Origin of the sequence: Actinomyces gaoshouyii (assembly GCF_002076915.1) — a bacterium.
Lineage (GTDB): Bacteria > Actinomycetota > Actinomycetes > Actinomycetales > Actinomycetaceae > Actinomyces > Actinomyces gaoshouyii.
The window spans coordinates 1,857,733-1,884,699 of the sequence record NZ_CP020468.1 but is presented as its reverse complement, the minus strand read 5'-3'; the positions used below and the strand labels follow the sequence as shown (position 1 = coordinate 1,884,699).

The following is a 26,967-nucleotide window of genomic DNA, read 5'->3' as shown; positions in this document are numbered from 1 at the left end:
CACCGGGGGAGCGTCCCTGGGATCAATCCGCGGGAACGAGGCCCGGGCCCCAGCGCCCGTCGAGGAACAGGCGGGTCCACAGCCCGAGGGTGGAGGCTCCCAGGACCATGCGCGACACCTGCTCAAGGCGGGGGATCGGCTCGCTGAACGCCTCGAAGGCCATGGGATGGTCGAGCATGGTCCGCACCGAGCGGTAGCGCGAGAGCGCCCGATCCCCCCGGGTGGCCCGCAGGCCCGCCAGGATCGCGCGCTTGGGGAGCGCCGGCAGTCGTGCGGGCGCAGGGGCGAAGAGGGCGGTCTCCCGCCCCGTGGCCTCGGCGTAGACCCTCGTCGTGAACCCGGCGTACCACTGGCGGGTGGCGGTGAGCCCCTCCGAACCGCGCAGCCAGACATCCCAGAGCTCGCGGTCGAGCATGGGCAGCGCCCAGTCGTAGCCGAATGCCTCGTAGCCCTTCATCGAGTTGTTGATGTACTTGGCCTGCCGCTCGCGCAGGTTGAACCACTCGATGAGCCGCTGGGCGTCCCGGGGAGCGAGTTCGGCGCCCACCCCCAGCTCGCGGGCGGCGCCGAGCACGGCGGCGCGCAATTCCTCCAGGCGGCGGTGGACGCGCGGGCGGCCCTGGAGGATGGCGTGGTGCGAGGCGATCACCGAGAGCACCCGCGCCCGCGTGGGGGAGGCGCTGAGCAGGCTCTCGTCATGCATGTTCCCGACGATGGTGTGACCCGGGAGGAAGACGGCGTCGCCGTCCACGAGCCCCTCGCGGCGCATCCGCTCCAGCGCGTACCAGTCCTGGGGATGGGGCAGGGACGTCGCCCCCCAGGTGCTCGCCCGGAACCGCGCCCCGTCCCGGCCCGCCCACGCGCCGGCGATCTCGGCGGGGTCGAGCCCAACGCTGAACCAGGGCAGCCCCAGGGCCCCGGCGACCTGCCGGGATATGGCCGTCTCCCGGGCATCCGCCTTGCCGTAGGTGAAGGTGGCGATCCTGCCGGCCCCCAGGCGCGTGAGCCAGGTCGCCAGCAGGCGCGAGTCCAGCCCCCCGGACAGCGGCACTACGAGCTGGCGCTCCCCGACGGCGTCGAGGAGCCTCGACACGGCGGCGTCCATGGCCCCGGTGAAGGCCTCGGCGTACTCCTCGCCGTCCGAGATCGGCGACGGGGCGAAGCGGTACTCCTCCCACGTGCGGGACTCCCAGGCGCCATCGGCGCGCAGGAGGGTGGTGGAGGCCGCCGGCGTGGCATGGACGCCGCTGATGAGGGTGCTCGTCCCAGGGGTGAATCCCAGGTGGAGGAAGGCCTCTGCGGCGCCCCGATCGCGGTGCCAGGTCCCCGCGGGCAGGCGCTCGTGCAGGAAGCGCGGGTCATCGCTGACGATCCAGCGCCCATCCAGGCGGGTGAAGAGCAGGTGGTGGGAACGGGGGCGATCCGTGGTCAGGCGCAGGTCCTCGCCGTCGCGCTCGATGAGGGTCCACTGCCCGGCGCGGGAGGCCGGGGCGGTGGCGGGCAGGTCCGACGGGATCGGCCCCTGCCCCCGAAGCGGGCGCCACAGGTGGGTGCCGCCCTGGGATGCCCAGCCGGGGGACGCGAGGAGGATCTCGGGCGCCGTGCTGCCTGCGCCGGTGCTGTCAGTGCCGCTCACGCGCACATTATCCGCGCGCCCCGGCGGGGCCGCCATCAGGCCGTTCCAATCGGCGATTCATCGCAAGACGCGCCGTGATTCAATACTCGTCATGAGAGCGGCGGTGGCGAGGCGATGGGAGGCCCTGGTCGCGCGCAGCCCGGTCCTCGGCGCGATCCTCACCCTCATGACGGGCACCGCCGCCGCCCAGGGCATCACCCTCATCCTCCAGATATTCATCGCGCGCGTCTACTCCGACGTCGACAAGGGCCTGCTGGGCATGTACGGGTCGGTCACGGGTTTCGTCATCACCTTCGCCGCGCTGCGATTCGACCTCGCCATCGTCCTGCCCGCCTCCGAGCGCGCCGCACGGGTCCTCACCGGGCTCGCCACCCGGTGCATCGTCCTGACCTCCCTGCTGACCTCCTTGACCTGCATCGCCCTGGCGAGAGTCCTGCGCGATCATTACCACCACTCCGGGCCCCTCATGTGGTGGCTCATGGGATCGGGCGTCACCGTGTTCCTCGTCGCCCAGGTCACCAACCTCCAGTACTGGCTCACCCGCCAGGGGCGGTTCGGCGCCATCGCCCGCAACCGAGTGCTCCAGTCCACGGCCGTGGCCGGGTTGCAACTCGTGTTCGGCCTCGCCCTGCACGGAGGCATCTCCGCCCTCCTGCTGGGCACGATCGTCGGCCAACTCCTCACCTATGTCGGCCTGCGGCGGCGCGCGCCCGAGTTGCGCGAGCCCATCGGCGCGGGCGCGCCGAGCCTGGGCGAGATGGCCTCGCGCTACCGGCGCATGCCGCTGCTCAATGGTCCCAACGCCGTGGTGGACTCCCTGCGCAACAACGGCATCAACCTGCTCATCGGAGCGGTCTCCGTGGCGGCATTGGGCCAGTTCCAGCTCGCCTGGAACATCCTCCAGGTCCCCGTGGCGCTGATCGCGGGTTCGGTTTCCCAGGTTTTCCTCAAGAAGCTCTCCGATGTCGAGCCCGGCGAGATGTCTCCGCTCATCCGCTACGTGCTGTTAAGAGCGCTGCTGGCGGCGGCCGTCCCCTTCGCCTTCCTGTACATCCTCGCGCCCTGGCTCTTCCCGCTGGTCTTCGGCCCCACCTGGGTGGACGCGGGCCATTGCGCGCGGGCGCTGACGCCGTGGCTCCTCATGACCGTTCTGACCTCGCCGGTCTCCAACATCTTCGTCGTCACGCAGACCCAGTCCCGGCTGCTCGCCTTCGCCATCGTCTACTGCGTTGCGCCCCTGGCCTGGCTATGGCTGAGCCCGTGGCCGTTCATGACGACATTGACCATCCTCGGGGCGCTCATGGCCCTCCTCCTGGTGGGCATGATCACCATGGCGCTGGCCGTCGCGCGCCGCTTCGACCGCGGCCTGACTCCCGTGGCCATCGAGCGAGGATCCACCCCCGAATAGCGGTCCCGCCGGTATCGGCGAACATTGAGAGCCGTCGCATGCGAGAATGCACCGACGGCCCTGCCGTCCTGTTCCCTCCCAAGGAGTCGCGTTGTGAGCCAATCCCAGGTTCCTCTCGTCGTCCTCACCGATCAGTACCCATTCGATACCGGTGAGGAATTCTTCGAGCAGGAGATCCGCTATCTCGCCGGGCAATTCGAGCGGATATGGATCGTCCCCATGCGCGCCACGATCGGCGCGGTCAAAACCCGCCGCCTGCCCCCGGGCGCGACCGCCATCCTCCTTCCCCTGCCATCCTCGGGCGCCTGGAAGCGCCGCGCCCCCCGCCACGCCGCCCGCCTGGCCCTCGGCCCGGGCAGGGTGGAATGGGGCGGCTCCCGGCGCAGCGCCACCCGCGCCATCCGCGAGCTCCACTTCGCCGTCGACGTCCTGGACCGCTTCGACGCCCTGGTGCGCACGCGCGCCTACCGCGAGGAGCTGGCCGGCCGCCCATTCATCGCCTACGGCTACTGGCTCCACCACGCCGGAGGCGTCGCGCAGATGCTGCGGGCCCGCCACGACGCCCCGGTCGCAGCGGTCAGCCGCGCCCACGCCTACGACGTCGACGAGGCCGACGCCCCCCAGCGGCACGTGCCCGGGCGACGTCGGCTCGTGGGCGGGCTCGATGAGATCTACCCGATCTCGCGCTACGCCGAGTCCTTCCTCGCGCCCTACGCGCGAGGGGACGCCGCCCGCATCGAGATCCACCACCTCGGGGTGCCGCCCATCGAGGGCAATGGCGGGCGGCAGGACCCGCTCCACATCGTCAGCCTGTCCCATCTGGCCCCCTACAAGCGCGTCGACCGCCTCGCCGACGCCGTCGGCGCCATCGCCCGCTCCGGTCGCCCCGTGCGCTGGACGCACCTGGGGGAGAGCGATGCTGCCCGCCGCGACGCCCTGCGGGCATACGCCGCCGAGCGCGCCCCCGGGGCCCGCATCGACCTGCCCGGCTACGTCCCCAACGAACGGGCCCGCGAGATGCTCGCCGGTGAGGGCTACACGGTTCTCGTCAACACATCCAGCGGGGAGGGGGTGCCGGTCTCGATCATGGAGGCGATGGCCGCCGGGCTGCCCGTCGTGGCCACGGATGTGGGGGGCACGGCGGAGATCGTGCGCGACGGCGTCAATGGGCGCCTCGTGAGCGCCGGCGCCACGGGGGAGGAGATCGCCTCGGCGATCCTCGGCGTCGCCGATGCCGACGCCGCTGAGTACACCGCTCTGGTCGCCGGTGCCCGGCGGACGTGGCAGGAGGGCTTCAACGCGCCCGTCCAGTACGCCAGCATGGCTGAGCGCCTGCGCTCCCTGGCGGACGGGCTCCAGGGAGGCGGGGCATGAGCGAGCGCCCGCGGATGATCTTCCACGCCCCCTACCCGATGGAGCCCAACCCGATCGCCGCCTCCCGGCTGCGCCCGCTGCGGATGCGCCGGGCCTTCGAGGAGATCGGCTACGAGGTCATCGACGTCTCCGGGACGGTGACCCAGCGCCGTGCCGCGCTGCGCTCCCTGCGGCGCTCCCTGGCCGGGGGCGAGCGCCCCGACTTCCTCTACAGCGAGAACTCCACTCAGCCGAATCTGCTGGCCACGAGCATCCGCACGGGTGTGGCGCCCCTGCTCGACTACTCGATCATGCGGCTCGCCCGTCGGCACCGCATCCCCGTGGGCGTCTTCTACAGGGACGCCTACTGGCGAGTGCCGGCCCTGAGGAGGCGCGGGGCCTACCGGCGCTGCTCCGACGCCCTCCAGCGCCTCGACCTGGCCGGCTACAGGCGCAACGGGGTCCACTTCTTCCTCCCCTCCGAGCCCATGTCCGCCCTGGTGGGCCTCGGCGCCAACGACTCCTTCTCCGCCCTGCCCCCGGCCGGGGACCCCGGACGCCTCCTGCCCCTGCCGCCGGTCGGTGAGGAGCTGCGGCTCATCTACGTCGGCGGGCTCGGGGGGCACTACGACCTCGACTCCTTCCTCACCGCCCTGAGTGCGACGCCGTCGGTCCGACTCGACCTCGTCACCCGGCCCCAGCAGTGGGAGCGGGCCCTGGCGGGCGACGCGCGCCTGCGCTCCCCGGCCATCACCGCCCATCACCTCTCGGCGGGTGAGCTCGCGCCGCTCTACGCCTCCGCCCGCGCCGCCGTCCTGCTCGTCACCCCCGCCGAGTACTGGGATATCGCGGTGCCGGTCAAGCTCTTCGAGTACCTCTCCTACGGGCGCCCGGTCATGGTCACCCGGGGCACCGAGGCCGGGCGCATCATCGGGGCCAACGGCGCCGGATGGGTGGTCGACGACGACCCGCGCGCCATCGGGGACCTCCTCGCCCGCCTGCGCGACCATCCCGAGGAGATCGCCGAGCGGGCCGAGGCCGCCAGGCGCGCGGCCTCCCAGAACACCTGGGCCGAGCGCGCCCGCGCCGTCGCCGAGGCCCTCACCGGGGAGAGCTGATGAGCGCGATCCTCGCATGGCTGCCGTACACCGGGAGGGCGGCGCTGCTGCTCCTCATCCTCTTCGCCCCGGGCATGGTGATCCTGCGCGGCGCCGGCCACCGGCGCCTGTTCGCCCTGGGCGCCGCGCCGCCGCTCAGCCTCAGCGTCGTGACGCTCACCGGCATCGTCTGCAGGCACTTCTCCATCCGCTACCACGGCTGGGTCCTGGGGATCGGCGCGCTCGCCATCGTGGGCCTGGTCGTGCTGCTGACCCGCAAGGCCCTGGGCCCGCTGCCCTCCCGATCGCCCTATGGGCTGGCCCCGCCCCGCCTGTCGTCCGGCCGCGCGGTCCTGGCGGCCGTCCTGGGCGCGGCCCTCATCATCGCCGCGCCCATCGTCCTGCAGTGGGACCCCGCCCTGCCCGTTCAGCAGATCGACTCCGTCTTCCACTACAACCTGGCCTGGACCATCGAGCAGACGGGCAACGCCTCGCTCCTGGCCGGCGCCTCCTGGTCCTTCAGCCTGCGGGCGATCCCCGCCTACTACCCGCTCGTCTGGCACGCCGTCGTCGCCGGGGTCGGGCGCGGGGACATCGTGGGCACCACCAACACGCTCGTCGTCCTCGTGCCCCTCGTCTGGACGCTGGGCATCGCCGTCCTGGCCCGCGAGGCCTTCCCCGCCTCGCGGTGGGCACCGGTGATGGCGCCGCTGGTGGCGACCCTTCTTCCCGCTTACCCCGTCTACATGATCGCGTTCCGGCAGCTGTGGCCCAACGCCCTGGGCTACGCCGTGCTCCCGGCGATCCTCGCGATGCTGCTCCGGGTGGTCCGGCTCCTCGAGCACCAGCAGGAGGTGGGACGGCGCCGCGTGGTCATCACTCTGGCGATCTTCGCCGTCGCGCTCCTGGGCGCCATCGCCGCCTACCCCTCGACGCTGTTCGCCTTCTGCCTGACCGGCCTGCCCCTGCTGGGCCGCGTCCTCATCGCTCTCGGCCGGGGGATCCGACGCCGGATCGGCCCGCGCGCGATGAGGTACCTGGTGGGGGGCGCCATCATCGGGGCCCTGGCCGCGGCGGCGGCGCTCGTCCTCGATCCGGCGGTGCTCGGGCGCCTGGGCCGCTCCTCCTACGCGGGCTTCTCCGGGCTCCTGCTCAGGATCGCCGCGATGATCACCCTGTGGCCCATGGGTGGTGGGAGGACCCCCTTCCTCCTCACCCTCGCCATCCAGTCGCTCCTCATCCTCCTCGGGCTCGTCGTGACAGCGCGCCGACGGGACTGGCGATGGATCGTCCTGGCCTGGGCGGCCCCGATGCTCGTCCTGGCGGCCGCCTACTTCCCCCTGCGGCCCCTCACCGCCCTCACCGGTCTGTGGTACAACGACCCGTACAGGATCATCCCCCTCGTGATCCCCGCGATCGCGCTGCTCGGCGCGGCGGCCCTCGACGCGCTGATGGACAGGCTCGCCGCCGCTCGCCATCGCGTCAGCGGAAGGCGGATGGCGAGTGCTGTCATCTGCGCGCTCGTCATCGGTGGACTCGGCGCCATGCCCGCGCGCCTGCTCGCCAGCCGCTCGGCGTACAGCGCCGCCGCGCCGACCCTCGTCGAGGTCCTGAGCGCCGACGAGGCGGAGATGATCCGCTCCCTGCCCGGGAGCCTCGATCCTGATCTCATGGTGCTCGGCGATCCGGCGGCGGGCGCCGCGTATGTCCAGGCCCTGGGCGGGCAGCGCTCCGTATTCCCCCATATGACCTTCCGGGGCCTGGACACCGATGCGCTCTACCTCGCGAAGTACTTCGCGCGGATCCGCACGGACCCCCGCGTCTGCGAGATCGTGCGCCACTATGGGATCGGCTACTACTACGCCGACGCCCCCGGCCGTGTCCTCGGCATCGACCCGGTCGAGCGGGCCCCCGGCCTCTACGGCGTCGATGTTTCCCAGGGCTTCGAGGAGGTCGCCAGCGGCGGCGGGGCGACCATCTACCGGATCACCGCATGCGGTCCGGTGAGCGCGGACCGCTACCTGTGGACCCTGGACTCGGCCGAGGAGCCACTCCTGGACGTCAATCCTCCCCCCACACCCGAGGCCGAGGAGCCCTGAGTCGGGACCCGGGGGACGGCGCCCGAGTCGGGGCGCGATGAGCGGAGCCCCGCTGTGCGGCTCAGGCCCGGGAGGCGAGCTCCGCGGCCACGCGCTCCGCGGCCCGCCCATCCCCGTAGGGGTGCGCCTCCTGGGGCGCGGGCTCGTCGGGCGTGGGGCGGCATGCCGCGCGCACGAGGCCCGGTCCGGGCTCGACCAGGGCGTTCCAACCCAGCTCCACCGTCTCCACCCACTCGGTGACCGGGCGGACCGTTGTGCAGGGCACCCGCAGGAGGAACGCCTCCTTCTGCAGGCCGCCGGAGTCGGTGATGACGCCACGGGCGGCCAGCGCCGAGGCGATGAGCTCGGGGTAGGGCAGGGGCGAATGGACTCTCAGGCTCCCGCGATCCGCCAGTGCGATCCCGTGCTCGGAGCACTTGGCCACGAGCCTCGGGTGGGCCAGCAGGACCACGGGATGGCCCAGGCCCGCGAGCGAGTCGAGGATGGCGCCGAGCCGCCCGGCGTCGTCGGTGTTCTCCGCGCGGTGAATGGTCGCCAGGGAGTACGAGCCCGGTTCCAGGCCCATTCCGGCCACGATGGGCGAGGGCGATCCCGCGACCCTGTCGCGCACATCCAGGAGCACGTCGGTCATGACATCGCCGACCATCACGGTCCTGGCCGCCAGTCCCTCGTCGGCCAGGTGCCGTGCTCCCACGGCCGTCGGGGGCAGCAGGAGGTCCGCGGCGTGATCGGTGAGGACGCGGTTGATCTCCTCGGGCATGCGGCGGTCGAAGGAGCGCAGGCCCGCCTCCAGGTGCGCGACCGGTACGTGGAGCTTGACGGCGGACAGGGCGCCGGCCAGCGTGGAGTTCGTATCCCCGTAGACCAGCACCCACTGCGGCGCGCGCTCGGTGATGACCTCGTCCATCGCCGCGAGCATCGCCCCGGTCTGCGCCCCATGCGTTCCCGAGCCGATGCCCAGATGCTCATCGGGGGCCGAGATCCCCAGGTCGGAGAAGAAGATGTCGGAGAGGAGCGGGTCGTAGTGCTGGCCGGTGTGGACGATGACGTGATCGATGCCCGCGGCGCTGAAGGCCCGGTCGATCGGGGCGAGCTTGACGAACTGGGGCCGCGCCCCGACCACCGACATGACCCTGAGCGGGGGCCGCGATGGAGCCGAGCCCCCGGGAGCGGGGGAGGGCCGGGAGGGGCGGGGGGTGTCCGGTCGGCTCATCGCTGGGAGTCCTCCTCGGGGCCCGGCGCCTCGGGGCCCGGCGCTGCTGCTGGTGATCCTGTCAGTTCCGAGACGATCGTGCGGATCGTCCCCTTGTCGCGCTCGAAGCTGAGCGCGTGCGCCGCCGCGTGCGAGGCGCGCTTGTAGTCGGCCACGTCCTGAACCGTGAGGGCCATCAGCGTGGCCGTGATATCGGCGGTCTCATTGCTCCGGGAGTGGACGCCAAGTCCGTGCTCGTCCACGAGCCGCACCATCTCCGCGGTCGGGCCCACCGCGATCGCCAGCCTCGCTTGGACGTAATCGAAGATCTTGTTGGGCAGGGTCAGGCGCGCGTTCGTGTTGAAGGGCGGGATCCAGAAGACACCGACGTCGTAGGCGTTGAGCACGCGCGGCAGATCGCCCGGGGCCACCGGGGCGGGGAAGGAGATCCGCTCGCAGTCGGCGGCGCGGTCCTTGAGCCGGTCGAGGTAGGCGCCCCGGTCACCGCCGGGCACGAGGAACAGGTCGAGGGTGAAGCGGTCATCGCAGGCCTTGACGGCGTCGATCATCGCCTCGATGGCGCGCCCGGGCACGGCCCCGCCGGAGTGGACGAGGCGGATGCGGCCGGGGGCCGGCTCGCTGGGGCTCAGGTCCGCGAAGGCCGCGGCGTTGCGCACCAGGCGCGGCGCGACGCCGTAGCGCCGCTCGTACAGGCCGGCGATCTCGTCGCCCACGGTGGTCACCGCCGCGCAGCGCGGGAGGTAGGCGCGGCAGATGTGGTCCATGAGAGGCGCGACCAGGAGTCGCCAGCTCGTCACATGCGTGCGCTCCTCCGGGGCCCACTCGTGCATGTCGGCCCACACCGGCGCCCCATCGGCGATGGCGAAGGCCGTGGGGATCGAGCGGGCGTCATTGGCCACCACCATGTCGAAGCGCCCGAGCCCGGCCTCGCGCACCAGACGCAGGGCGGCCCTCGCGGCCGGCGCCGCCGTCTCACTCGCCCGCAGGCGGCGCAGCGCCAGGCGCGACACGCCCATGGGCGTCTGGGGGAGGGAGGGGGCGGAGTCGGGGACGCGCAGGTGCCTGGCCACCTGGGGCGGCGCGGGGCCGTACCCCACGGAGGTCACCTCGCCGACCTCGCAGAGCGCCTGGATCTCCCGGAGCACGCGGGCGTCGCGATGGATCGGGGAGAACGACAGGACGAGGATGCGCGGGGGGCGCGATGGGCGCTGGGGCACCCCATCATCCTACGTGAGAGCGGATCGCCGTGCTCAGGAGTGGTTCGGCCCGTCGCCCGACGTCGCGGAACCGCCTGCCGGCAGCGGCGCGGGGAGGCCTTACCATACGGTGATAGCCGCCGCCCGGCACGGAAGGATCATCATGCGCATCGCCGTCGTAGCCCTGGGGAAGATCGGGTTGCCCCTGGCCGCCCAGTACGCCGAGAAGGGCCACGAGGTCATTGGCGTCGACGTCAATCCCGCCACCGTCGAGGCCGTCAACGCCGGGCGCGAGCCCTTCCCCGGCGAGGCCCACCTGGCGGCCAAGCTCGCCGCCCTGAGCCCCGCCACCGGCAATGGCGCCCTGAGGGCCACCACCGATTACGCCGAGGCCATCCCCGGCGCCGAGGCGGTCGTGCTGGTCGTGCCGCTCTTCGTCGACGACGCCACCTGGGAGCCCGATTTCGCGCTCATGGACGCGGCCACCGCCTCGCTCGCCGAGCACCTGCGCCCCGGCACCCTCATCTCCTACGAGACCACCCTGCCCGTGGGCACCCTGCGCGGGCGCTGGAAACCCATGATCGAGAGGATCTCCGGCCTGGTCGAGGGCGACGGCGAGCACGGCTTCCACCTCGTCTTCAGCCCCGAGCGGGTCCTCACCGGCCGGGTCTTCGCCGACCTGCGCCGCTACCCCAAGCTCGTGGGCGGGCTCACCGAGGCCGGCACCCGCGCCGGCATCGCCTTCTACGAGCAGGTCCTCGACTTCGACGAGCGCGCCGACCTGCCGCACCCCAACGGCGTGTGGGACATGGGCAGCGCCGAGGCCGCCGAGATGGCCAAGCTCGCCGAGACCACCTACCGGGACGTCAACATCGGCCTGGCCAACCAGTTCGCCGTCTACGCCGACAAATGCGGCTTCGACGTCCAGCGCGTCATCGAGGCCTGCAACTCCCAGCCCTACTCCCACATCCACCGCCCCGGCATCGCGGTGGGCGGCCACTGCATCCCCGTCTACCCGCGGCTCTACCTGTCCACCGACCCCGACGCCTCCGTCGTGCGCACCGCGCGGGCCTTCAACGCCACCATGCCCGAGTACGTCGTCACCCGCGCCGAGGAGGTTCTCGGGGACCTGGCGGGCCTGCGCGTCGTGGTGCTCGGAGCCTCCTACCGGGGCGGCGTCAAGGAGACCGCCTTCTCCGGGGCCTTCCCCACCGTGGAGGCACTGCGGGCTCGCGGCGCCGTCGTGAGCGTCCACGACCCCATGTACTCCGACGACGAGCTCGCCGCCTTCGGCTGGGTCCCCTACCACCTCGGCGAGGAGGTCGACGCCGCCATCGTCCAGGCCGACCACGCCGAGTACGCCGGGCTCACCCCCGCCGACTTGCCCGGCATCCGCCTCCTGCTCGACGGGCGGAGCGCCACTGACGCCGAGAGGTGGACGGGCACGCCCCGTCTGACCATCGGCGGGGGCCAGCGCCTGGACTGAGGCCGGTGCCGCTCATGCGGGCCCGGGCCCGGGCCGGGGATCAGGGTTGACCGGGGCGCCAGATCGTCTCGACCTGGTGCCTCCAGGAGGCGCGGATCATGCCATTGTGACCATCCCCGCGATGCTCCTCACCGCGCGTGGGATCAGGGGCCTGCTCGTCGTCGATGGGCCGCGCCCCGCTATCGGCCGTCTATGATCGACAGGGTTGAGTCCCCGGAATGCGGTGAGGGAGGCCCAGTGGACTGGAGCGCCTTGGTCCTTCTCGCGGTCGCGCTCACCGCGCTGATCGTCGCGCCTGGCGCCATCCTCCTGCGCTCCCTGGGGCTGGCCCCGCTGGCCGCGCTCGCCTCCGGCCCCGCCGTTACCGTGCTCATCGTCACCCTCATCGGCCTCGTGCTGCCATGGGGCGCCGGAACGCAGATCGTGCTCGGCGCGCTCATCCTCGCCGGCCCGGCACTCTCCCGGGGCGCGCGCCGCCGGTTCGCCGCCCGTGCTGCCGCCGTGGGCCGGGTCGGGGCAGCCTCCCAGGAGGAGGCCCCGGACGCGGGGAAGGCGGCGGACGAGGCCGAGCCCGGGGAGTCGGAGAGCGCTGACGGGGACAGGGCCGCCCAGGAGCCGGATGGGCCCCGGGCGAAGGACGCCGTCGAGAGGATCGCCCGGGGCGCGCGCCGCCGAGGCGGGATCCCGCGCCTCCTCATCACCGCGATCCTGGCCGCCCTGCCGGCCGCCATCACGCACATCCTCGCCCTGACGAGTCAGATGGGGGCCGTGGACGCCGTCCACCAGAATCGGGACTCCGTCCTGCACATGAACCTCATCGAGGAGATCCACCGCACCGGCAACGCCTCGATCATCAGCGCGTCGCGGGCCATCAACGGGGCGATCTACCCCGACGGCTACCACGCCATCGCTGCGGTCCTGCGCCCCCTGGCCGACCCCGCGCTCATCCTCAGCGCCTCCCTCATCTCCCTGGGCGCCATGCTGCTGCCCCTCATGGTGGTGCTCCTGGCCCGATCCGCCGGACTGCGCTGGTGGGCGGCATCGCTCGCCGCCCTCCTGGCCTCCACCACGATGTGGATGCCGGGCTACATGGTCTTCTACAACGCCCAACTGGCAGCGGCGATGTCGGTGGAGCTGCTCATCGGGACGGTGACCGCGCTCGCCGTCCTGCGCCCCCGGGGCATCGGTCAGCAGCTCCTGCGCGCCGCGCTCGGCCTGGCCTGCCTGGGCGGCATCTCCGCCGCCCACCCCGGCGGCGGCCAGGTGTTCGTCATCGTGCTGTGCGTGCTCGGCGCCGTCGGGCTCGCGCGCGCCGCGATCCGAGGGGAGTCGGGAACCGCCCACGCGCTGCGGGCGCGCCTCCTGCGCGCGGCGGCCTGCCTGGCCTGCCTGGCCCCCATCGCGATCATGATGCGCCTGCCCGTGCTCCAGTCCATGGCGGCCTACCCCGAGGAGAGCAGGACCCTGGGGCGCACCGCCTCGATGAGCCTGCTCCTCGAGCCCATCGAGGGCCAGCCGGCCACCGGATGGTTCGAGCTCGTCGGCGCCCTTGCACTGGTCGGGGCCATACTCATGGCCGTGCGCGGCTGCTGGGCGATGCTGACGGTCTGGGGAACACTCGTGGTCCTCGCCCTGACCACCTCCTCCACGGACCCCGCCATCGGCGCGCTCACCGGGGCCTGGTGGCGGGACCTGCTGAGGGTTCTCACCCTCATCGTGCTCATCGACGGCGTACTCGCCGCCGCCTGCGTCCAGGAGCTCGGCATCATCCTCGATAGGATCCGGGGGATCCGACCGCGGCCCACGCGCTCCTGGCGCGGACGGGTCCTCCGCGCCCCGCGCGCGACCACCATCCTCACCCTGTGCGCGGCGATCTGCCTCGCCATTCCCGCCATCAGGGCGGGCACCGGATCGTCCGAGTATTGGAGCTACTACTCCTTCCAGAAGTTCATGCACTACGTGTGGCTCGATCCCGAGGAGGCCCGGGCCATGCGCGGCAGCGATCACGATGCCTTCAACGGAGCCGTGGTCTACGGCTCCCCGGAGTCGGGAGCCTCCTACACGGCGGCGCTCACCGACGGCACCTCCTACTACCGGCACTACGGCGCCCCCATCAACTGGCAGCAGCAGTACCTGGCGCAGAACTTCTCGAAGATCCGCGCCGATGCCCGGGTCTGCGGCATCATCAGGGCCCGGGGCGGAATCCCCCTGTACTACGAGCAGCCGGGTCTGCCCCCGGAGACCTACGCCCTCTACCCCGGCTTCCAGCACGTCGATACCTCGAAGGGCTTCGTGAGGGTCGCCGACGTCGATGGTGCGACACTGTGGCGCATCACCGCCTGCGACGAGGAGGGACGGACCCCATGAGCGGCTCCCGGCGCGCCCATCGCGCGGCTCGGATCGGGCCCACCGCGATCCGCGTGGTCGTCCTGCCGCTGGTGGGAATCGCGCTGCTCGCCCTGATGCCCCTCCTGGGCGGCGGTGCCGGAGCCTCGTGGGCGGCCGCCCCGCCGATCGCGGTGGCGGCCCTCGGTGGGCTCATCATCCCGGGCTGGTCGATCTCCCAGGCCTGGGGACTGCGCGGTGTGACAGCACTGGGCGCCGCGCCCGCGATCACCGCGGGGATCCTCGCCGTGGGCAGCACGCTGGCCCAACCCCTCGGGATCCCCTGGGATCGCGCCCACCTGCTCATCGGCCCCGTCGGCTGGCTATGGGCCGCGTGCGCGGCGGCGGGCCTGCTCGCGCGACGCGCGCCCCTGGCGCCCGGTACCGCCGGTCCGCCGTTCGGCCCGGCCCCTCTCGATGCTCAGGGCCGGGCCGCGCTGTGCGCGGGGCTGGGGCTGGCCGCGCTCATGACCGCTGTGCCAGTGATCCGCTCAACCGGGGCCCTCGACTCCCCGATGCAGGCCTCGGACTCCATCTACCACCTGTCCGCCACCGCCTTCGTGCGCCTGACGGGCGACGCGAGCCCGTTCGGAGGGACCTGGCCGCTCTACGACGGCCAGCGCATCTACTACCCCATGCTGTGGCACGCCATTGCCGCTCTCCTGCCCGGCGGGGTCATCGAGGGCTCCAACACGCTCGTCGTGGTGCTCTCATCAGCCATCTGGCCACTGAGCATGGCGGCCCTCCTGCGCGAGACCCTCGGGCGCACGGGCCCCGAGGAGGATCGGGGTGCGGGCGCGCTCCTGGGGCTGGGGACCGCCTTGTCCGGCTCCGTGGTCTCCGTCCTCCTCCTGCTGACCAGTGTGTGGCCCTACGCGCTGTCCCTGTGCCTCCTGCCCGGATGCCTGGCCCTGGTGACGCGCGCCTGCGGATCCGGCGCCGTGGGCGGCCGACGGCGCGCGCGGGCCCTCGTGCTGGCGGGCCTGGGCGCTGTCGGCGTCGTCGGTGCGCACGGCGCCGGCGCCTTCAACCTCGCCGTGCTCGCCGGGCCCCTGGCGGTCGGCGGCCTCTGGGGCCCGGTGACCGCGGCCTGGCGCCGCGGCGGGCGGGGCCGAAACATTCTGATCGGCGCCGTTGCCGCCAGTGGGGTCCTGGTGGTCGGGGCCGGTTGGAGGGTGCGGAGCTCGCTGACGGATGTCTTCTCCTACCAGCGCCCCCCCAGCAACCTCGCGGAGACCGTCTACGCGCTGGCCGCCGATCACCCCCTGCTCGCCCGCTTCTCCCCATACATCCCGGGCAACGCCCTGGTGCTCGCCCTGGCGCTCATCGCCGTGGTCGGGGCATGGCGGGGCGTCCGGGGCAGCGAGGCCCGGCAGGCGCGCCTATGGTCCATCGGCACCGGGGCGGCGGCGCTCATCCTGCTCCTCGCCGCAGGGCCCCAGTGGCCCCTGCGCGTACTGGCCGGGCCGTGGTACACCCAACGGGCCCGCATCATCGTCCTCGTGACGATCGGGCTTCTCGTGCTCGCCACGCTCGGCGCCCGCGGCCTCGTCCGCGCCTGGCGCCCGCTCACCGGATGGCGTGGGCGGTTGGCATCGGTCCCGCAGCGCATGGCGCTGGCCGTGCTCGCGATCTCCCTCGTCCTCGCGCCCGCCTGGAGGTGGGGCCTGAAAGCGGAGATCATGGAGGCTGTCCACGATCCGGAGCGCATCTCCTACGGCACGATGCTCTCCGATGCGGAGCTGGCGATGATCCGCCGCGCTCCCCAGGAGCTCGGCGGGGACGCGCTCGTCATAGGCAACCCGTCCAACGGGAGCGCCTACTTGTGGAGCGTGGCCGGTGTGCGCACGGTCTACCCCACGCGGCTCCTGCCGATCAGCCCGGAGCTGGAGTGGCTGGGGGAGCACCTCGACCAGCTCGGCTCCGACCCCGAGGTGTGCCGGATCCTCAATGAGCGCGGGGTGACGCACTACTACTCCGACGACGCCCATCCCGATGGCGCCACCGGGGGCGGCCGCCAACCGCTGTGGGGCTGGCGGATGGACCAGGTGCCCCACGAGTACCTGGAGGAGGTCGACTCCGCGCCGTCGGGCGCCGGGTCCACGGCGACGCTCTGGCGCATCACCGCCTGCGGTTGACGCCCGTCACCGGTCTCATTGGCCCTGCTGGCTCCGAGCGGCGTCCTCGGCCTCGACCTCCGCCTTGAACGGCGAACAGGGGTGTGCGAAAATCGCACATATGGAGATGGTCACGGACTTCACTCAGCTCGGGGAGCAGATCCGGAGGATCCGCCGGGGCCGAGGGCTCGATCAGGGACAGCTCGCCGACCGGTGCCGTCTGGAGCGCACGGCCCTGTCCCGTGCGGAGTCCGGTGAGCGCAAGGTCTCGGCGCTCGAGCTGATGAGGATCGCCAAGGCGCTCGATGTGGACCTCATCGACCTCGTCGCGCGTCCCACTCCGGACGTCCGGGCAGCGCGCCGGCCGGTCGAAGAGGCCGTCCTGCCCGACGAGCGCGAGGAGGTCCAGGCGGAGATCGACCTCGACCGCGCGTGGGGGGACCTGTGCCAGCTGCGGGAGGCGGGGCTCATCGAGCCGGTGGCGCTGGATTTCGGCGGCTCCGGTCTCAGTTCCCGCGAGGAGGCCCAGGACCTGGCGCGTCGCGCGCGCGAGTACCTTGGGGTGGGGAGCAAGTTCCTGGACGACATGACCGATGTCGCCTCCCGGCTGGGTCTGTGGGCCCGGACGACGCCGGCGCACATCGACGGCAGGTCGTTGACCCCGGAGCCGGGTCTCGGTGTCGCGCTCGTCGGGGCCGACGTCGAGCCCGGTCGTCGGCGGGCGACACTGGCCCATGAGATCGGCCATCACCTCGCAGGTGATACCTACGAGGCCTCGGGCCACTACGCGGCGCCGCGCGAGGCGGAGGAGCTGGTCGACGCCTTCGCCGCCGAGCTCCTCCTTCCCGAGGCCGCGGTGCGCCGCGCCTGGGACGAGAGCCCGTCGCGCCAGACGCTGGTGCGCCTGGCGGGCGACTACCGGGTCTCGTGGTCCCTGCTCATGAGGGTCGCTGAGGGGGCGGGCCTCGATCTGGCGTCGATCGACACGACGACGACCCCCGTCGACGCGGACTTCTACCGTGTTCTCGGGGCTCGGCCCCGGGAGGACGTCGTACCGCCGGGCTTGGCGCCGGCGTGGATCCGGGCCTGCGCCCGGGCCCTTGACAGTCAGCTTGTCACGCCCCGACGCGCGGCGGAGATGACGCTCGGTGTTCTGTCATCGTGAGCACTGAGATGAGCAGTTCGCCGAGTACGGAGATCTTCGTCTGGGACACGACAGGGCCGCTGCCCTGGCGAAGATGATGGGCGTGTCGCCATCATCGACGCCCGCCAGGCACGCGCCGTCATCGAGCGATTGCGAGTGCGGCCGGGGCGGTGCTCAGGGCGCCTGCGGCTGATCAGGAGGAGTTGGCCCGGGACTGACGTGGGTTGGTGGCACCGGACGGGCCCGACTGGGCGTCTGACGCTGTGAGGGTGGGCTCCCCGAGAAGGGGAGCCCACCCTCACAGCGTGGAGGCGGTTGCACGTCCTACGGGTTGGGTCTCACTGGCCCTGGGCGGCGTACTTGGCCTCGACCTCCGCCTTGAGCGGGCGCCACCAGGCCTCGTTGTCGCGGTACCAGTCGATGGTGGCCTGCAGGCCGGAGCGGAAGTCCGTGAACCTCGGGCTCCAGCCGAGCTCCTCGACGAGCCGGGAGTTGTCGATGGCGTAGCGCATGTCGTGGCCGGGGCGGTCGTTGACGTGGACGTAGTCGTCCGTGTCGTAGCCCATGAGCTCGAGGATGAGCTCGACGACCTCCTTGTTGTTCTTCTCGCCGTCGGCACCGATGAGGTAGGTCTCGCCGATGCGGCCCTTCTCGATGATGTCCCACACGGCGTCGTTGTGGTCCAGGACGTGGATCCAGTCGCGCACGTTCTCGCCGGCGCCGTACAGGCGCGGCTTGACGCCGTCGATGAGGTTGGTGATCTGGCGGGGGATGAACTTCTCGATGTGCTGGTACGGCCCGTAGTTGTTCGAGCAGTTGGAGATCGTGGCCTCGATGCCGAAGGAGCGCACCCAGGCGCGCACGAGAAGATCCGAGCCCGCCTTCGACGACGAGTACGGCGAGGAGGGGTTGTAGGGCGTCTCCGGGGTGAACTTGGCGGGGTCGTCGAGCTCCAGGTCCCCGTAGACCTCGTCGGTGGAGACGTGGTGGAAGCGCGTCCCGTGGCGGCGAACGGCCTCCAGGAGGGTGAAGGTGCCCACCAGGTTGGTGCGGATGAAGGGGGAGGGGTCGTTGAGGGAGTTGTCGTTGTGCGACTCCGCGGCGAAGTGGACGACGACGTCGGCGTCCGCCACCAGCGGGTCCACCGTGTCCATGTCGGCGATATCGCCGACGACGAGCTCGACGCGGTCCGCCACATCCGCCAGGGAGCCCTTGTTGCCCGCGTAAGTGAGCTTGTCGAGAACGACGACGCGCGCGTCGGGGTAGCGGGAGAGGGTCTGGTGGACGAAATTGGCGCCGATGAAGCCGGCGCCACCGGTGATGAGGACGTTCATGAGGGACTCCGTGGTCGACACTGCTCGGCCAGTAGGCATGGGATAGTGCGATGCCGTGAAAACGCCGAATTCTTTCGCCCGCCATCATGCCACAGGCCCCGGGCGCGGCGCTTGGCGGGGTGGGGCCCGCAGCCCCGTGGGGCGAGCGGCGCGGGCCGTCGGAGCCGCGGAGGCGTCGCGGAGCATTGCATTTCGATGAGCGTCGCCAGGCTCACAGTGAAGAGGGGCGCTGGGGGCGGGTAGGGTGTCAAGCCGATCCCAATAGTCTCATTCGCCCCAATCGTCACATCGGCGCTGTTGTGCCGGTGGCGCGACACGAGAGGACCCCATGCTCAGCCGCCGCTCCTTCGCGATGATGTCCACCCTGCCCCTGATCGCCCTCGGCCTTGCCAGTGAGTCCGCGGCGTCCACTGCGCCCGCGGCGGCCCCGACCCGCACCCTCTCCCTTCCCTCCGACGGCGCCCCCGCCAAGGTGCTGGAGCTGACCTCGGGGGACGGCGCTCTCACCTCCCTCGCCCGGGCGGGCCTCAAGGCCTCGCCCGCCGCCCCCGGCCCGGCCGGCAGCGCGCCCGCCGCCTCTGGCACCGGTGTCGGAGCGGCCCACTTCCCCCTGGCAACGGCGGATCCCTCCTCCGACATCGACCCCGAGCGCGACGCCGCCCTCCTGACCGAGCCGCTCGCCGTCGACGGCTTCGTGGTGGCCGGCTTCACCTGGAACGGCGGGGGCCTGCCCGACGGCGCGAGCGCCTACCTGCGCGTGCGCGAGGGCGGCGAGTGGTCCACCTGGCACCTCCTCGAGGTCGAGAGCGCCGGGGGGCGCGACTCGGGCCCCGCCCGATCCACCGGCACCGAGCCCTTCGTCACCGGTGGCGCCGACGCCGTCCAGGCCGCTCTCATTATCGACGACACCCGATCCATCCCCGCGGGCCTGCGCCTCCATCTCATCCCCGACGCCCCCAGCGGCTCGGAGGAGACCGTCGAGACCTCCGAGCTCGAGTCCGTCACCGCGCCCGCCACGCCCGTCGACCGTGCCGCCACTGCCCGCCGGGCCGCTGGGACCATCGAGGCCCCCGCTCCCGCGCTCGCGGGCGTCGGCGCCGCCGGGGTGGGGGCAGCGCTCCCGGGCATCGCCGGAGCGGTCGCCGTCGCCGGCCTGCCCTTCGCCGTCACCCCGCGCTCGGCCTGGGGCGCCTCCTCCAGCTCCGATTGGGACGTCGAGTACGCGAGCGCGAAGCACGTCGTCGTCCACCACACCGCGGGGACGAACAACTACACCGCCGCCCAGTCCATGGGCATCATCCAGGGCATCTACCACTACCACTCGGTCACTCTGGACTGGGGGGACATCGGCTACAACTTCCTCGTCGACAAGTACGGCACCGTCTACGAGGGCCGCCTGGGCACCCTCGACTCCGCGCCCGGGACCATGGCGGTGGGCGGCCACGCCTACGGCGCCAACACCGGGACGATGGGCATCTCCATGATGGGCGACTACTCGGCCGTGGCCCCCACGCAGGCCCAGCTCGACCGCGTCGGCAGGCTCGCCGGCTGGTTCCTCGCCCGTGGCGGGGTGACGGATGCGGACGGTTGGGCGGACTTCACCATCCACTCCTCCGAGAAGTACGCCGCCGGGCAGGTCGTCTCCCTGCCCCGCATCCTCGCCCACCGCGATGTCGGCAACACCGCGTGCCCGGGCGATGTCGGCTACTCCCGCATGGACCGGATCCGCTCCATCGCCGCCACCCAGATGGGCGGCGCCCCCGCACCCAGGCCCGGGTGGGTTCGGTCCGGGAGCGCCTGGTACTACTACACCGACGACCTGGAGCTCGTCACCGGTTGGCTCGAGCAGGGCTCCACCTGGTACTACCTCTCGCCCGGCTCCGGCCGCATGGCCACTGGTTGGCAGAAGGTCGGCCCCGACTGGTACTACCTCGATCCCTCCAGCGGAGCCATGGCCACCGGCTGGAAGAAGGACGGCAGCCGCTGGTACTACCTGCATTCCAGTGGGGCCATGGCCACTGGCTGGCAGAAGGTCGGCCCCGACTGGTACTACCTCGATCCCTCCAACGGGGCCATGGCCACCGGCTGGCGGTTCATCAACGGGGGCTGGTACTACCTGGCGGAGGACTGGGGAGGCATGGCCACCGGCTGGCACCGCATCGGCGGCAGCTGGTACTACCTGCGCCCCGATGCCGGGTTCATGGTCACCGGTGCGCAGCGGATCGACGGCAGGACCTACCGCTTCGCGCCCTCCGGCGCCTGGATCGCCTGACCGAGCCGGCCGTAGCCGGACGCACAGGCCGGGTTGCCCGCGCGGCACCGAGCCTGGTCTAGACTGAGCCTTCGAGTCGCCATCTCCCAGGGCGGCGGATTCGCACCCGGACCCGGATGAGTGAGGCCATGGCGGAGCATATCGACGTGAGGGCACCCCTGACCCTCGGCCAGCAGGCGAGCCTCATCAACGCCTTCGGCCAGAGGGACCTCAAGGCCAAGTTCAACGGCACCCTGCTGGGCTGGCTCTGGTCCCTCGTCGTGCCCCTGGTCACCCTGGGCATCTACGCCGTCATCTTCGGCGGCCTGTTCAAGATGCGCCCCCCGGCACTGGACAATCGTACGGGCGGTATCGGCGAGTTCGCCCTGTGGCTCTTCGCCGGCCTGACCATCTGGGGCTACTTCCAGAACTCGATCAATGCGGGCATCAACGGGCTCCTGTCCTCCGGAGGGCTGCTCCAGAAGGTCTACTTCCCGGCCTACGCACCCGTGCTCGGCGCGGGCCTGGCCGTCGGCATCCAGAGCGCCATCGAGGCGGGGCTGCTCATGGTGGTCCTGGCCCTCCTGGGCTTCCTGGACTGGTCATGGCTGCTGGTACCCGTGCTCCTCGCGCTCATCGTCGTCTTCGTCCAGGCGATCGCGGTCATCCTGGCTATCGGCAATGTCTATATGCGCGACCTCGCCCAGCTCGTCGGAGTCATCCTCCAGCTCATGTTCTACGCCACGCCCATCATTTATGTGGTGACCATCGTGCCGGAGAGCAAATGGGGAATCCCCTTGCAGTTCGTCGTCAAGCACATGCCGGTCGCCGAGTACATCGAGCTCTTCCGATCCCTGGTCTACATGGGACAGGTCGGTTCCCTGACGCATTGGGCCGCCTGCCTGGCCTGGGCGGGACTCGCCTACCTCGGGGCGCGCATTGTGGCCCGCAAGTGGGGCGCCGACCTGGGGGAGATGATCTGAGATGAGCGCTGACATGATCGAGACAGCCTCCGCGCACACCACCCCCGGGGGCTCCGGGCCGGAGGAATACGCCATCGTCGTCGACCGCGTCTCGAAGAGCTTCGAGATGCAGGCCGATCGCCGCTCCACCTTCAAGGAGCGCTTCGTGCGCGGGCGCGCCACTTCCGAGCAGCGCGTTTTCCACGCCCTCGATGACGTCTCCTTCAAGATTCGCAAGGGAACCACTTTCGGGCTCGTCGGCCACAACGGCTCGGGCAAGTCCACGATGCTCAAGCTCCTGGCAGGCGTCTACCGCCCCACGAGCGGCACCGTCACCGTCTCGGACAGCGTCGACGCCCTCCTCGAGCTCGGAGCCGGCTTCCACGGCGAGCTCACGGGGCGCGAGAACATCTTCCTCAACGGCGCTATCCTGGGGCGCAGCCGCAAGCAGATCGAGTCCACCATCGACTGGATCATCGACTTCGCCGACATCGGCGCCTTCATCGATCAGCCCGTCAAGGTCTACTCCTCGGGAATGACCGTGCGCCTGGGCTTCGCCGTCGCCGTGGCGATCCGCCCCAAGATCCTCATCGTCGACGAGATCATCGCCGTGGGCGACGAGGAGTTCCAGCGCAAGTGCTTCGAGTACATGCGCGACCTGCGCGACCACGGCACCACGATCGCCCTGGTCACCCACTCGCTGTCCCTGGCCAAGGAGATGTGCGACGAGGTCGTTTGGCTCGACCACGGCCGCGTCAAGATGATCGGTCCCGCCGACGAGGGCGTCTCGGCCTACATCGCCGCCGTCAACGCCAAGGAGGCGGAGAAGCGCGCCGCCGAGCAGACCGAGGCCGAGCGGGAGGCGGACAAGGATTTCCGGCTCAACCAGGGCTCGGGGGAGTGCCGCATGACCGGCGTCGAGATCTTCGACGGCGAGGGCAACAAGGTCCCCTTCCTCACCACCGGGAGGCCCGCCACCCTGCGCATCCACGTCCACGCCCGCAAGGACCTGCGCGACGTCGAGCTCGGCCTGGCCTTCATCACCGACGGCGGGGTCATGATCTCCGGTCCCAACTCCCGTCATGCCGGGTACCTCTACAACCTGAGAGCGGGCGAGGACGGCTTCGTCGACTATGCGATGGACCCCGTCGTCCTCCATCCCGGCCGCCTGTGGCTGACCACCTGCTTCCTGCGCGACGGCGCCACCTACGACTACTCCGACCGCCAGACCGAGCTCCTCATCCACGAGGGCAGGGTCATTGACGAGCCGGGTCTGATCACCATGCCCGAGGGCCGCTGGAGCCCCGCCCTGAGCGTCGAGGCCGCAGGGGTGCCCCAGGCCGAACAGTCCGAGTCCTTGAACGAGGGGGACCGATGACCATCAGTCAGGATGACGAGATCCGCCGCCTGCGAGCCGCCCTGCGCCACGCGCACGCCGAGGCCGGGGAACTCCATGCCGAAATCCAGCGCCTGGAGAAGGAGCAGCGCATCATGCAGCGCAAGCTCGACGGCGCCTGGGAGCAGCTCAGCGACATCCGCCACTCCACCTCCTGGCACCTCACCGCCCCGGTCAGGCTCGTCAAGTCGGCTATCCGCATGAGGCTTCCCCGGTGAGCCCCCTTCCGGGGCGCCTCCTGCGCGCCCAGCACGGCCAGGCCTCCCATGAGGGGCCGCGCGTCGTCGACGTCACGCGGGGCCGGATCCACGTCGAGCGCGGCGAGCGGAGCACCGTCGACGCCGCCGAGCGGGTCGCCATCGTCGCCCAGTACTCCGCGACCCCGGTTCAGCCGCTCTCCCTGAGCCGCTACCTCGCCGCCCTGGACGCCTCCGGCTACGTCACCGTCGTGGTGTCCACATGCGAGCGCCGCGAGCCCCTCGAGTTCCCGCACGGCATCCCCGAGCGGACCGTCGTCATCCGCCGCCCCAACCTCGGCTACGACTTCGGCTCCTGGACCACCGGGCTGGGCTGGATCCCGGGCGTGCGGTCCAAGCCCGTCGTCCTGCTGACCAACGACTCCATGCTCGGGCCCTTCGCCCCCATCGACACTCTCCTGGAGTGGGCGGCCGAGCCCCCGGGCCCCGACATCCGCTGCCTGACGACCTCCTACCAGTTCGGACGGCATATGCAGAGCTACTTCCTGTCCTTCAGAGGAGGGATCCTCGCCGAGCGGGCCTGGGTGCGCTTCTTCGACGGCATCCGCGTCCAGCCGACCAAGGAGGACGTCGTCATGGCCTACGAGCTGGGCCTGTCCAGGCTCGCCTTCTCCGAGGCCTACTCCATCGACGAATGGGTGACCGGGACCGATATCGGGGCCGGGTATGAGAACCCCACGATCCGCGCCTGGCAGGGGATCATCGCCTCGGGCGCCCCCTTCCTCAAGCGCACGATCCTGACCCATCCGGATCTGGCCGCTGAGGCGGCCGCCAGCGCCGAGCACCTGCAGCGCCTGTACAACATCGACATCCACCAGTGGTGAGCAAGAGGCACGAGACATGACCCGCATCTCCAAGCACGGCGCCGCCCGCCGCGCCACCTACTTCGCGGCCCGCGGACGCAACGCCGCCGCCAACCTCATCGCCACGGGCTCAGTGCGCGGCTACCGCCCCAAGCACCCCGCGGACTTCGCCGCTTTCGTCGACCGCCTCGGCGGGCGCCAGGACTCCGGATTCCCGGACAAGTGGCGCGTGGATCCCGCCTTCCGCGTCGAATCGCCGGCCCGCATCGCCGTCGTCATCCACTGCTTCTACCCCGAGCTCATGGACGAGCTCTTCACGCACCTGCGCCTCATGCCGGTCGACTTCGACCTGTTCATCACCAACGCTTCCGGCAGGGGGATCCGGGTCCCGGACGATCTGGAGCACCTGGGGACCAGCGTCGTCGTCGAGGTGGACAACCACGGCCGTGACATCCTGCCGACCGTCAACCTGGTCAACTCTGGGATCCTCGACCCCTACGACCTCATCCTCAAGATGCACACCAAGCGCAGCCCGTGGCGCGAGGAGCACGCCGAGCTCGCCGGCAGCGGCGAGACCTGGAAGCAGCAGTTCCTGGATGACCTCGCGGGCTCGCAGGAGACGATCGAGGGCATCCTCGCCGCCTTCGCCGCCGATCCCGCCCTGGGCGTGCTCACCGCCACCGACTCCATCGTCGGCAAGCAGTTCTGGGGCGGGGACCAGCGCATCGTCGAGCAGCTCCTGCGCCGCCTCGAGCTGAGGATCGATCCCGACGAGCTCGAGTTCGCCTCCGGCTCCATGTACTGGTGCCGCGGCCTGGTGCTCCAGGGCCTGCGCGCCCTCAACCTCCAGGCCGCCGACTTCGACCACGAGGCCGGCCAGGTGGACGGCACCACCGCGCACGCCGTCGAGAGGATCATCGGCATCGTCACCAAGGAGGCCGGGCTGCGCACCGTGGAGCCCGACGCGATCCGGGAGCTCCTCGCCGCCCCGGGCACCGACCGGCAGGGCTGGCGCCGCTTCGATCGCGATGCCGAGCGAGTCCCGGCCGCCACCGTCATCCCCTTCTACCTGCCCCAGTTCCACGACTCCCCGCAGAACAACGTGTGGTGGGGCAAGGGCTTCACCGAGTGGTCCAACGTCGTGGGCGCCGTGCCCGCATGGCGAGGCCACTACCAGCCCAAGCAGCCCACGGAGCTGGGCTACTACGACCTGGAGATGGACTCCGTGCGCGCCGCCCAGGCCGAGCTGGCCGGCACCCACGGCCTGGCCGGCTTCATGTACTACTACTACTGGTTCTCCGGCGAGCGGATCCTCAACCGCCCCATCGAGAAGCTCCGGGCGTCGGACCTCGACTTCCCGTACTGCATCATGTGGGCCAACGAGAACTGGACGCGCCGCTGGGATGGGCGCAGCCAGGACGTCCTCATCGGCCAGGACTACGACAAGGTCCCCGCCGAGGACTTCATCGACGACGTCATGGAGTTCCTCCTGGACCCCCGCTACATGCGCGTGAACGGCAAGGCGCTCATCGCCGTCTACCGACCCGCCCAGATGGAGAACTTCCCGCAGGTTGTAGCCGCCTGGCGCGAGCGCGCCCGAGCCGCGGGCGTCGGCGAGCTCCACGTCATCGCCGTGTCCGTGGCCAAGGAGTTCGACGGCGTCGGCGAGGACTACCGCGCCAATGGGCTCGATGGCACCCTGGAGTTCGCCCCCCACAACCTGCCGTGGATCGCGGGCCCGGCCCTCGACGTCGGCCTGGACAAGCGGTGGCGAGGCAACTTCATGAGCTATCAGGCCACTCTCAAGGCCTCCTTGCGCAACGCGGTGCGCCTGACCGAGCACGAGTACCCCGGCGCCATGGTCACCTTCGACAACACCGCCCGCCGCCAGTGGAAGGCGGATGCCTGGTACGGCTCGAACCCCTACAGCTTCCACCGCTGGGTGGCGGGCCTCATCCGGGCCGTTGCCGGGCGCGAGGAGGCCGACCGCCTCGTGTTCATCAACGCTTGGAACGAGTGGGCCGAGTCGGCTGTCCTGGAGCCCACCACGCGCTACGGGCGCACCTACCTCCTCGCCCTGCGCCAGGCCATCTGGAGCTGAGGGGCTCCCCGCCGGCGCACCGGGCCGGTCTCGGTGCTCATATCGACCGGTTTCGATGCTGTTTTCGACCGGTCTCGGCGTTTACTTGTAGTGGTAGCGGGCCTGGACGACGACGATGTCATCCCCGTCGACGATGTAGACCAGCCGGTGCTCGCCGGTGATGCGTCGCGACCAGGCCCCGGCCAGCGCGTGACGCAACGGCTCCGGCTTGCCTATCCCTTCGAAGGGATGCCGGGCCGCATCGTCGAGGAGCTTGTTGATGCGCGGGATCATGCGTCGATCGGTGTCCGCCCAGGACGTGTAGTCCTCCCAGCCCTTGGGCGTGAACGAGATCCTCACCGCAGTAGCTCGTGCTCGGCGCTCTCCCCCCGACGGGCCTGCGCCAGGCTGGCGAGTAGATGTGCCGCGTTGGCGGGCGAGCGCATCAGATGCGCCGTCTCCTCCAGGGCATCGAACTCATCGCGGGAGATGAGTACCGCGTCTCCGCGCCGGGAGGTGATCTCCACATGGGAGGCATCCTCGTTGACCCGCTCGATGAGGCCGAACAGATTCGCGCGTGCCTGGCTCGCCGTCATGACGGACATGGTGAGACCTCTCTAGATGTACGGCATCTAGTACAAGTTTGCTCGGGCGCTCGCGGGGGAGTCAAGCGCCGATTCCCGCAACCGTTGGTGCCGGAATGTCGGCGGGTTGTCTCCGGGCCGGTCTCGGTGCTCATATCGACCGGTT

The 26,967-nt window shown here is 71.2% G+C and carries 20 protein-coding genes; 14 read left to right on the top strand and 6 right to left on the bottom strand.

Going from position 1 to position 26,967, the window contains the following annotated elements:
- Positions 1-22: 22 nt before the first annotated feature.
- A complete protein-coding gene (locus B6G06_RS07765; protein ID WP_081172280.1) occupies positions 23-1,636 on the bottom strand; it encodes an asparagine synthase-related protein in 1,614 nt (537 codons plus the stop codon).
- Positions 1,637-1,727: 91 nt separating this feature from the next.
- Between B6G06_RS07765 and B6G06_RS07760 the strand changes: the two genes are divergently transcribed.
- The 4 genes from B6G06_RS07760 to B6G06_RS07745 all read left to right on the top strand — a co-directional run bounded on the left by B6G06_RS07760 (position 1,728) and on the right by B6G06_RS07745 (position 7,593).
- A complete protein-coding gene (locus tag B6G06_RS07760; RefSeq protein WP_080462081.1) occupies positions 1,728-3,044 on the top strand; it encodes a lipopolysaccharide biosynthesis protein in 1,317 nt (438 codons plus the stop codon).
- Between the two features lie 93 nt (positions 3,045-3,137).
- Positions 3,138-4,418 (top strand): glycosyltransferase, encoded by a 1,281-nt coding sequence (locus B6G06_RS07755; protein ID WP_080462038.1) that lies wholly within the window; start codon positions 3,138-3,140, stop codon positions 4,416-4,418.
- Entirely contained in the window at positions 4,415-5,515 is a 1,101-nt protein-coding gene (locus tag B6G06_RS07750) for a glycosyltransferase family protein (RefSeq protein ID WP_240494041.1), read from the top strand. The genes B6G06_RS07755 and B6G06_RS07750 overlap by 4 nt, the downstream gene beginning before the upstream one ends.
- Positions 5,515-7,593 carry a DUF6541 family protein gene (locus B6G06_RS07745; RefSeq protein ID WP_081171810.1) on the top strand — a complete coding sequence of 693 codons (2,079 nt, stop codon included), beginning with the start codon at positions 5,515-5,517 and terminating at the stop codon, positions 7,591-7,593. The genes B6G06_RS07750 and B6G06_RS07745 overlap by 1 nt, the downstream gene beginning before the upstream one ends.
- Before the next feature lie 61 nt (positions 7,594-7,654).
- Here B6G06_RS07745 and wecB read toward each other — a convergent pair whose 3' ends face one another.
- Positions 7,655-8,722, bottom strand: coding sequence for a non-hydrolyzing UDP-N-acetylglucosamine 2-epimerase (gene wecB, locus B6G06_RS07740; RefSeq protein ID WP_081171809.1), 1,068 nt, complete (start codon positions 8,720-8,722; stop codon positions 7,655-7,657).
- An 80-nt stretch (positions 8,723-8,802) separates the two neighbouring features.
- Positions 8,803-10,023 (bottom strand): glycosyltransferase, encoded by a 1,221-nt coding sequence (locus B6G06_RS07735; protein ID WP_081171808.1) that lies wholly within the window; start codon positions 10,021-10,023, stop codon positions 8,803-8,805.
- 142 nt (positions 10,024-10,165) lie between these two features.
- Here B6G06_RS07735 and B6G06_RS07730 point away from each other — a divergent pair, with 142 nt between their 5' ends.
- The 4 genes from B6G06_RS07730 (at position 10,166) to B6G06_RS07715 (ending at position 17,155) form a co-directional block, all read left to right on the top strand.
- Positions 10,166-11,488 (top strand): nucleotide sugar dehydrogenase, encoded by a 1,323-nt coding sequence (locus tag B6G06_RS07730; protein WP_081171807.1) that lies wholly within the window; start codon positions 10,166-10,168, stop codon positions 11,486-11,488.
- A 237-nt stretch (positions 11,489-11,725) separates the two neighbouring features.
- A complete protein-coding gene (locus B6G06_RS07725) occupies positions 11,726-13,855 on the top strand; it encodes a DUF6541 family protein (protein ID WP_081171806.1) in 2,130 nt (709 codons plus the stop codon).
- A complete protein-coding gene (locus tag B6G06_RS07720) occupies positions 13,852-16,011 on the top strand; it encodes a DUF6541 family protein (RefSeq protein ID WP_081171805.1) in 2,160 nt (719 codons plus the stop codon). Before B6G06_RS07725 ends, B6G06_RS07720 begins: the two co-directional genes overlap by 4 nt.
- A 100-nt stretch (positions 16,012-16,111) precedes the next feature.
- The gene (locus B6G06_RS07715; RefSeq protein ID WP_081171804.1) at positions 16,112-17,155 is read left to right on the top strand and encodes a helix-turn-helix domain-containing protein; all 1,044 of its coding nucleotides are present in this window, start codon (positions 16,112-16,114) and stop codon (positions 17,153-17,155) included.
- 317 nt (positions 17,156-17,472) lie between these two features.
- On the opposite strand, the gene rfbB is transcribed toward B6G06_RS07715, so the two are convergent.
- A complete protein-coding gene (gene rfbB, locus B6G06_RS07710) occupies positions 17,473-18,468 on the bottom strand; it encodes a dTDP-glucose 4,6-dehydratase (protein ID WP_080462029.1) in 996 nt (331 codons plus the stop codon).
- A gap of 328 nt (positions 18,469-18,796) precedes the next feature.
- On the opposite strand from rfbB, the gene B6G06_RS10320 reads away from it, so the two are divergent.
- The 6 genes from B6G06_RS10320 (at position 18,797) to B6G06_RS07680 (ending at position 26,238) form a co-directional block, all read left to right on the top strand.
- Positions 18,797-20,740, top strand: coding sequence for an N-acetylmuramoyl-L-alanine amidase (locus B6G06_RS10320; RefSeq protein ID WP_081171803.1), 1,944 nt, complete (start codon positions 18,797-18,799; stop codon positions 20,738-20,740).
- Positions 20,741-20,868: 128 nt separating this feature from the next.
- Positions 20,869-21,702, top strand: a complete 834-nt coding sequence (locus B6G06_RS07700; RefSeq protein WP_080462027.1) for an ABC transporter permease — start codon at positions 20,869-20,871, stop codon at positions 21,700-21,702.
- 1 nt (position 21,703) lies between these two features.
- Positions 21,704-23,059 (top strand): ABC transporter ATP-binding protein, encoded by a 1,356-nt coding sequence (locus B6G06_RS07695; RefSeq protein WP_240494040.1) that lies wholly within the window; start codon positions 21,704-21,706, stop codon positions 23,057-23,059.
- Positions 23,056-23,295, top strand: a complete 240-nt coding sequence (locus B6G06_RS07690; protein ID WP_080462026.1) for a methyltransferase — start codon at positions 23,056-23,058, stop codon at positions 23,293-23,295. The genes B6G06_RS07695 and B6G06_RS07690 overlap by 4 nt, the downstream gene beginning before the upstream one ends.
- Positions 23,292-24,158 (top strand): rhamnan synthesis F family protein, encoded by an 867-nt coding sequence (locus B6G06_RS07685; protein WP_080462025.1) that lies wholly within the window; start codon positions 23,292-23,294, stop codon positions 24,156-24,158. Before B6G06_RS07690 ends, B6G06_RS07685 begins: the two co-directional genes overlap by 4 nt.
- 16 nt (positions 24,159-24,174) lie before the next feature.
- The gene (locus B6G06_RS07680) at positions 24,175-26,238 is read left to right on the top strand and encodes a glycoside hydrolase family 99-like domain-containing protein (RefSeq protein WP_205635449.1); all 2,064 of its coding nucleotides are present in this window, start codon (positions 24,175-24,177) and stop codon (positions 26,236-26,238) included.
- A gap of 81 nt (positions 26,239-26,319) precedes the next feature.
- On the opposite strand, the gene B6G06_RS07675 is transcribed toward B6G06_RS07680, so the two are convergent.
- Positions 26,320-26,577 carry a Txe/YoeB family addiction module toxin gene (locus B6G06_RS07675; protein ID WP_080462023.1) on the bottom strand — a complete coding sequence of 86 codons (258 nt, stop codon included), beginning with the start codon at positions 26,575-26,577 and terminating at the stop codon, positions 26,320-26,322.
- Positions 26,574-26,813, bottom strand: a complete 240-nt coding sequence (locus tag B6G06_RS07670) for a type II toxin-antitoxin system Phd/YefM family antitoxin (protein WP_229657871.1) — start codon at positions 26,811-26,813, stop codon at positions 26,574-26,576. Before B6G06_RS07670 ends, B6G06_RS07675 begins: the two co-directional genes overlap by 4 nt.
- Between the last annotated feature and the right edge of the window lie 154 nt (positions 26,814-26,967).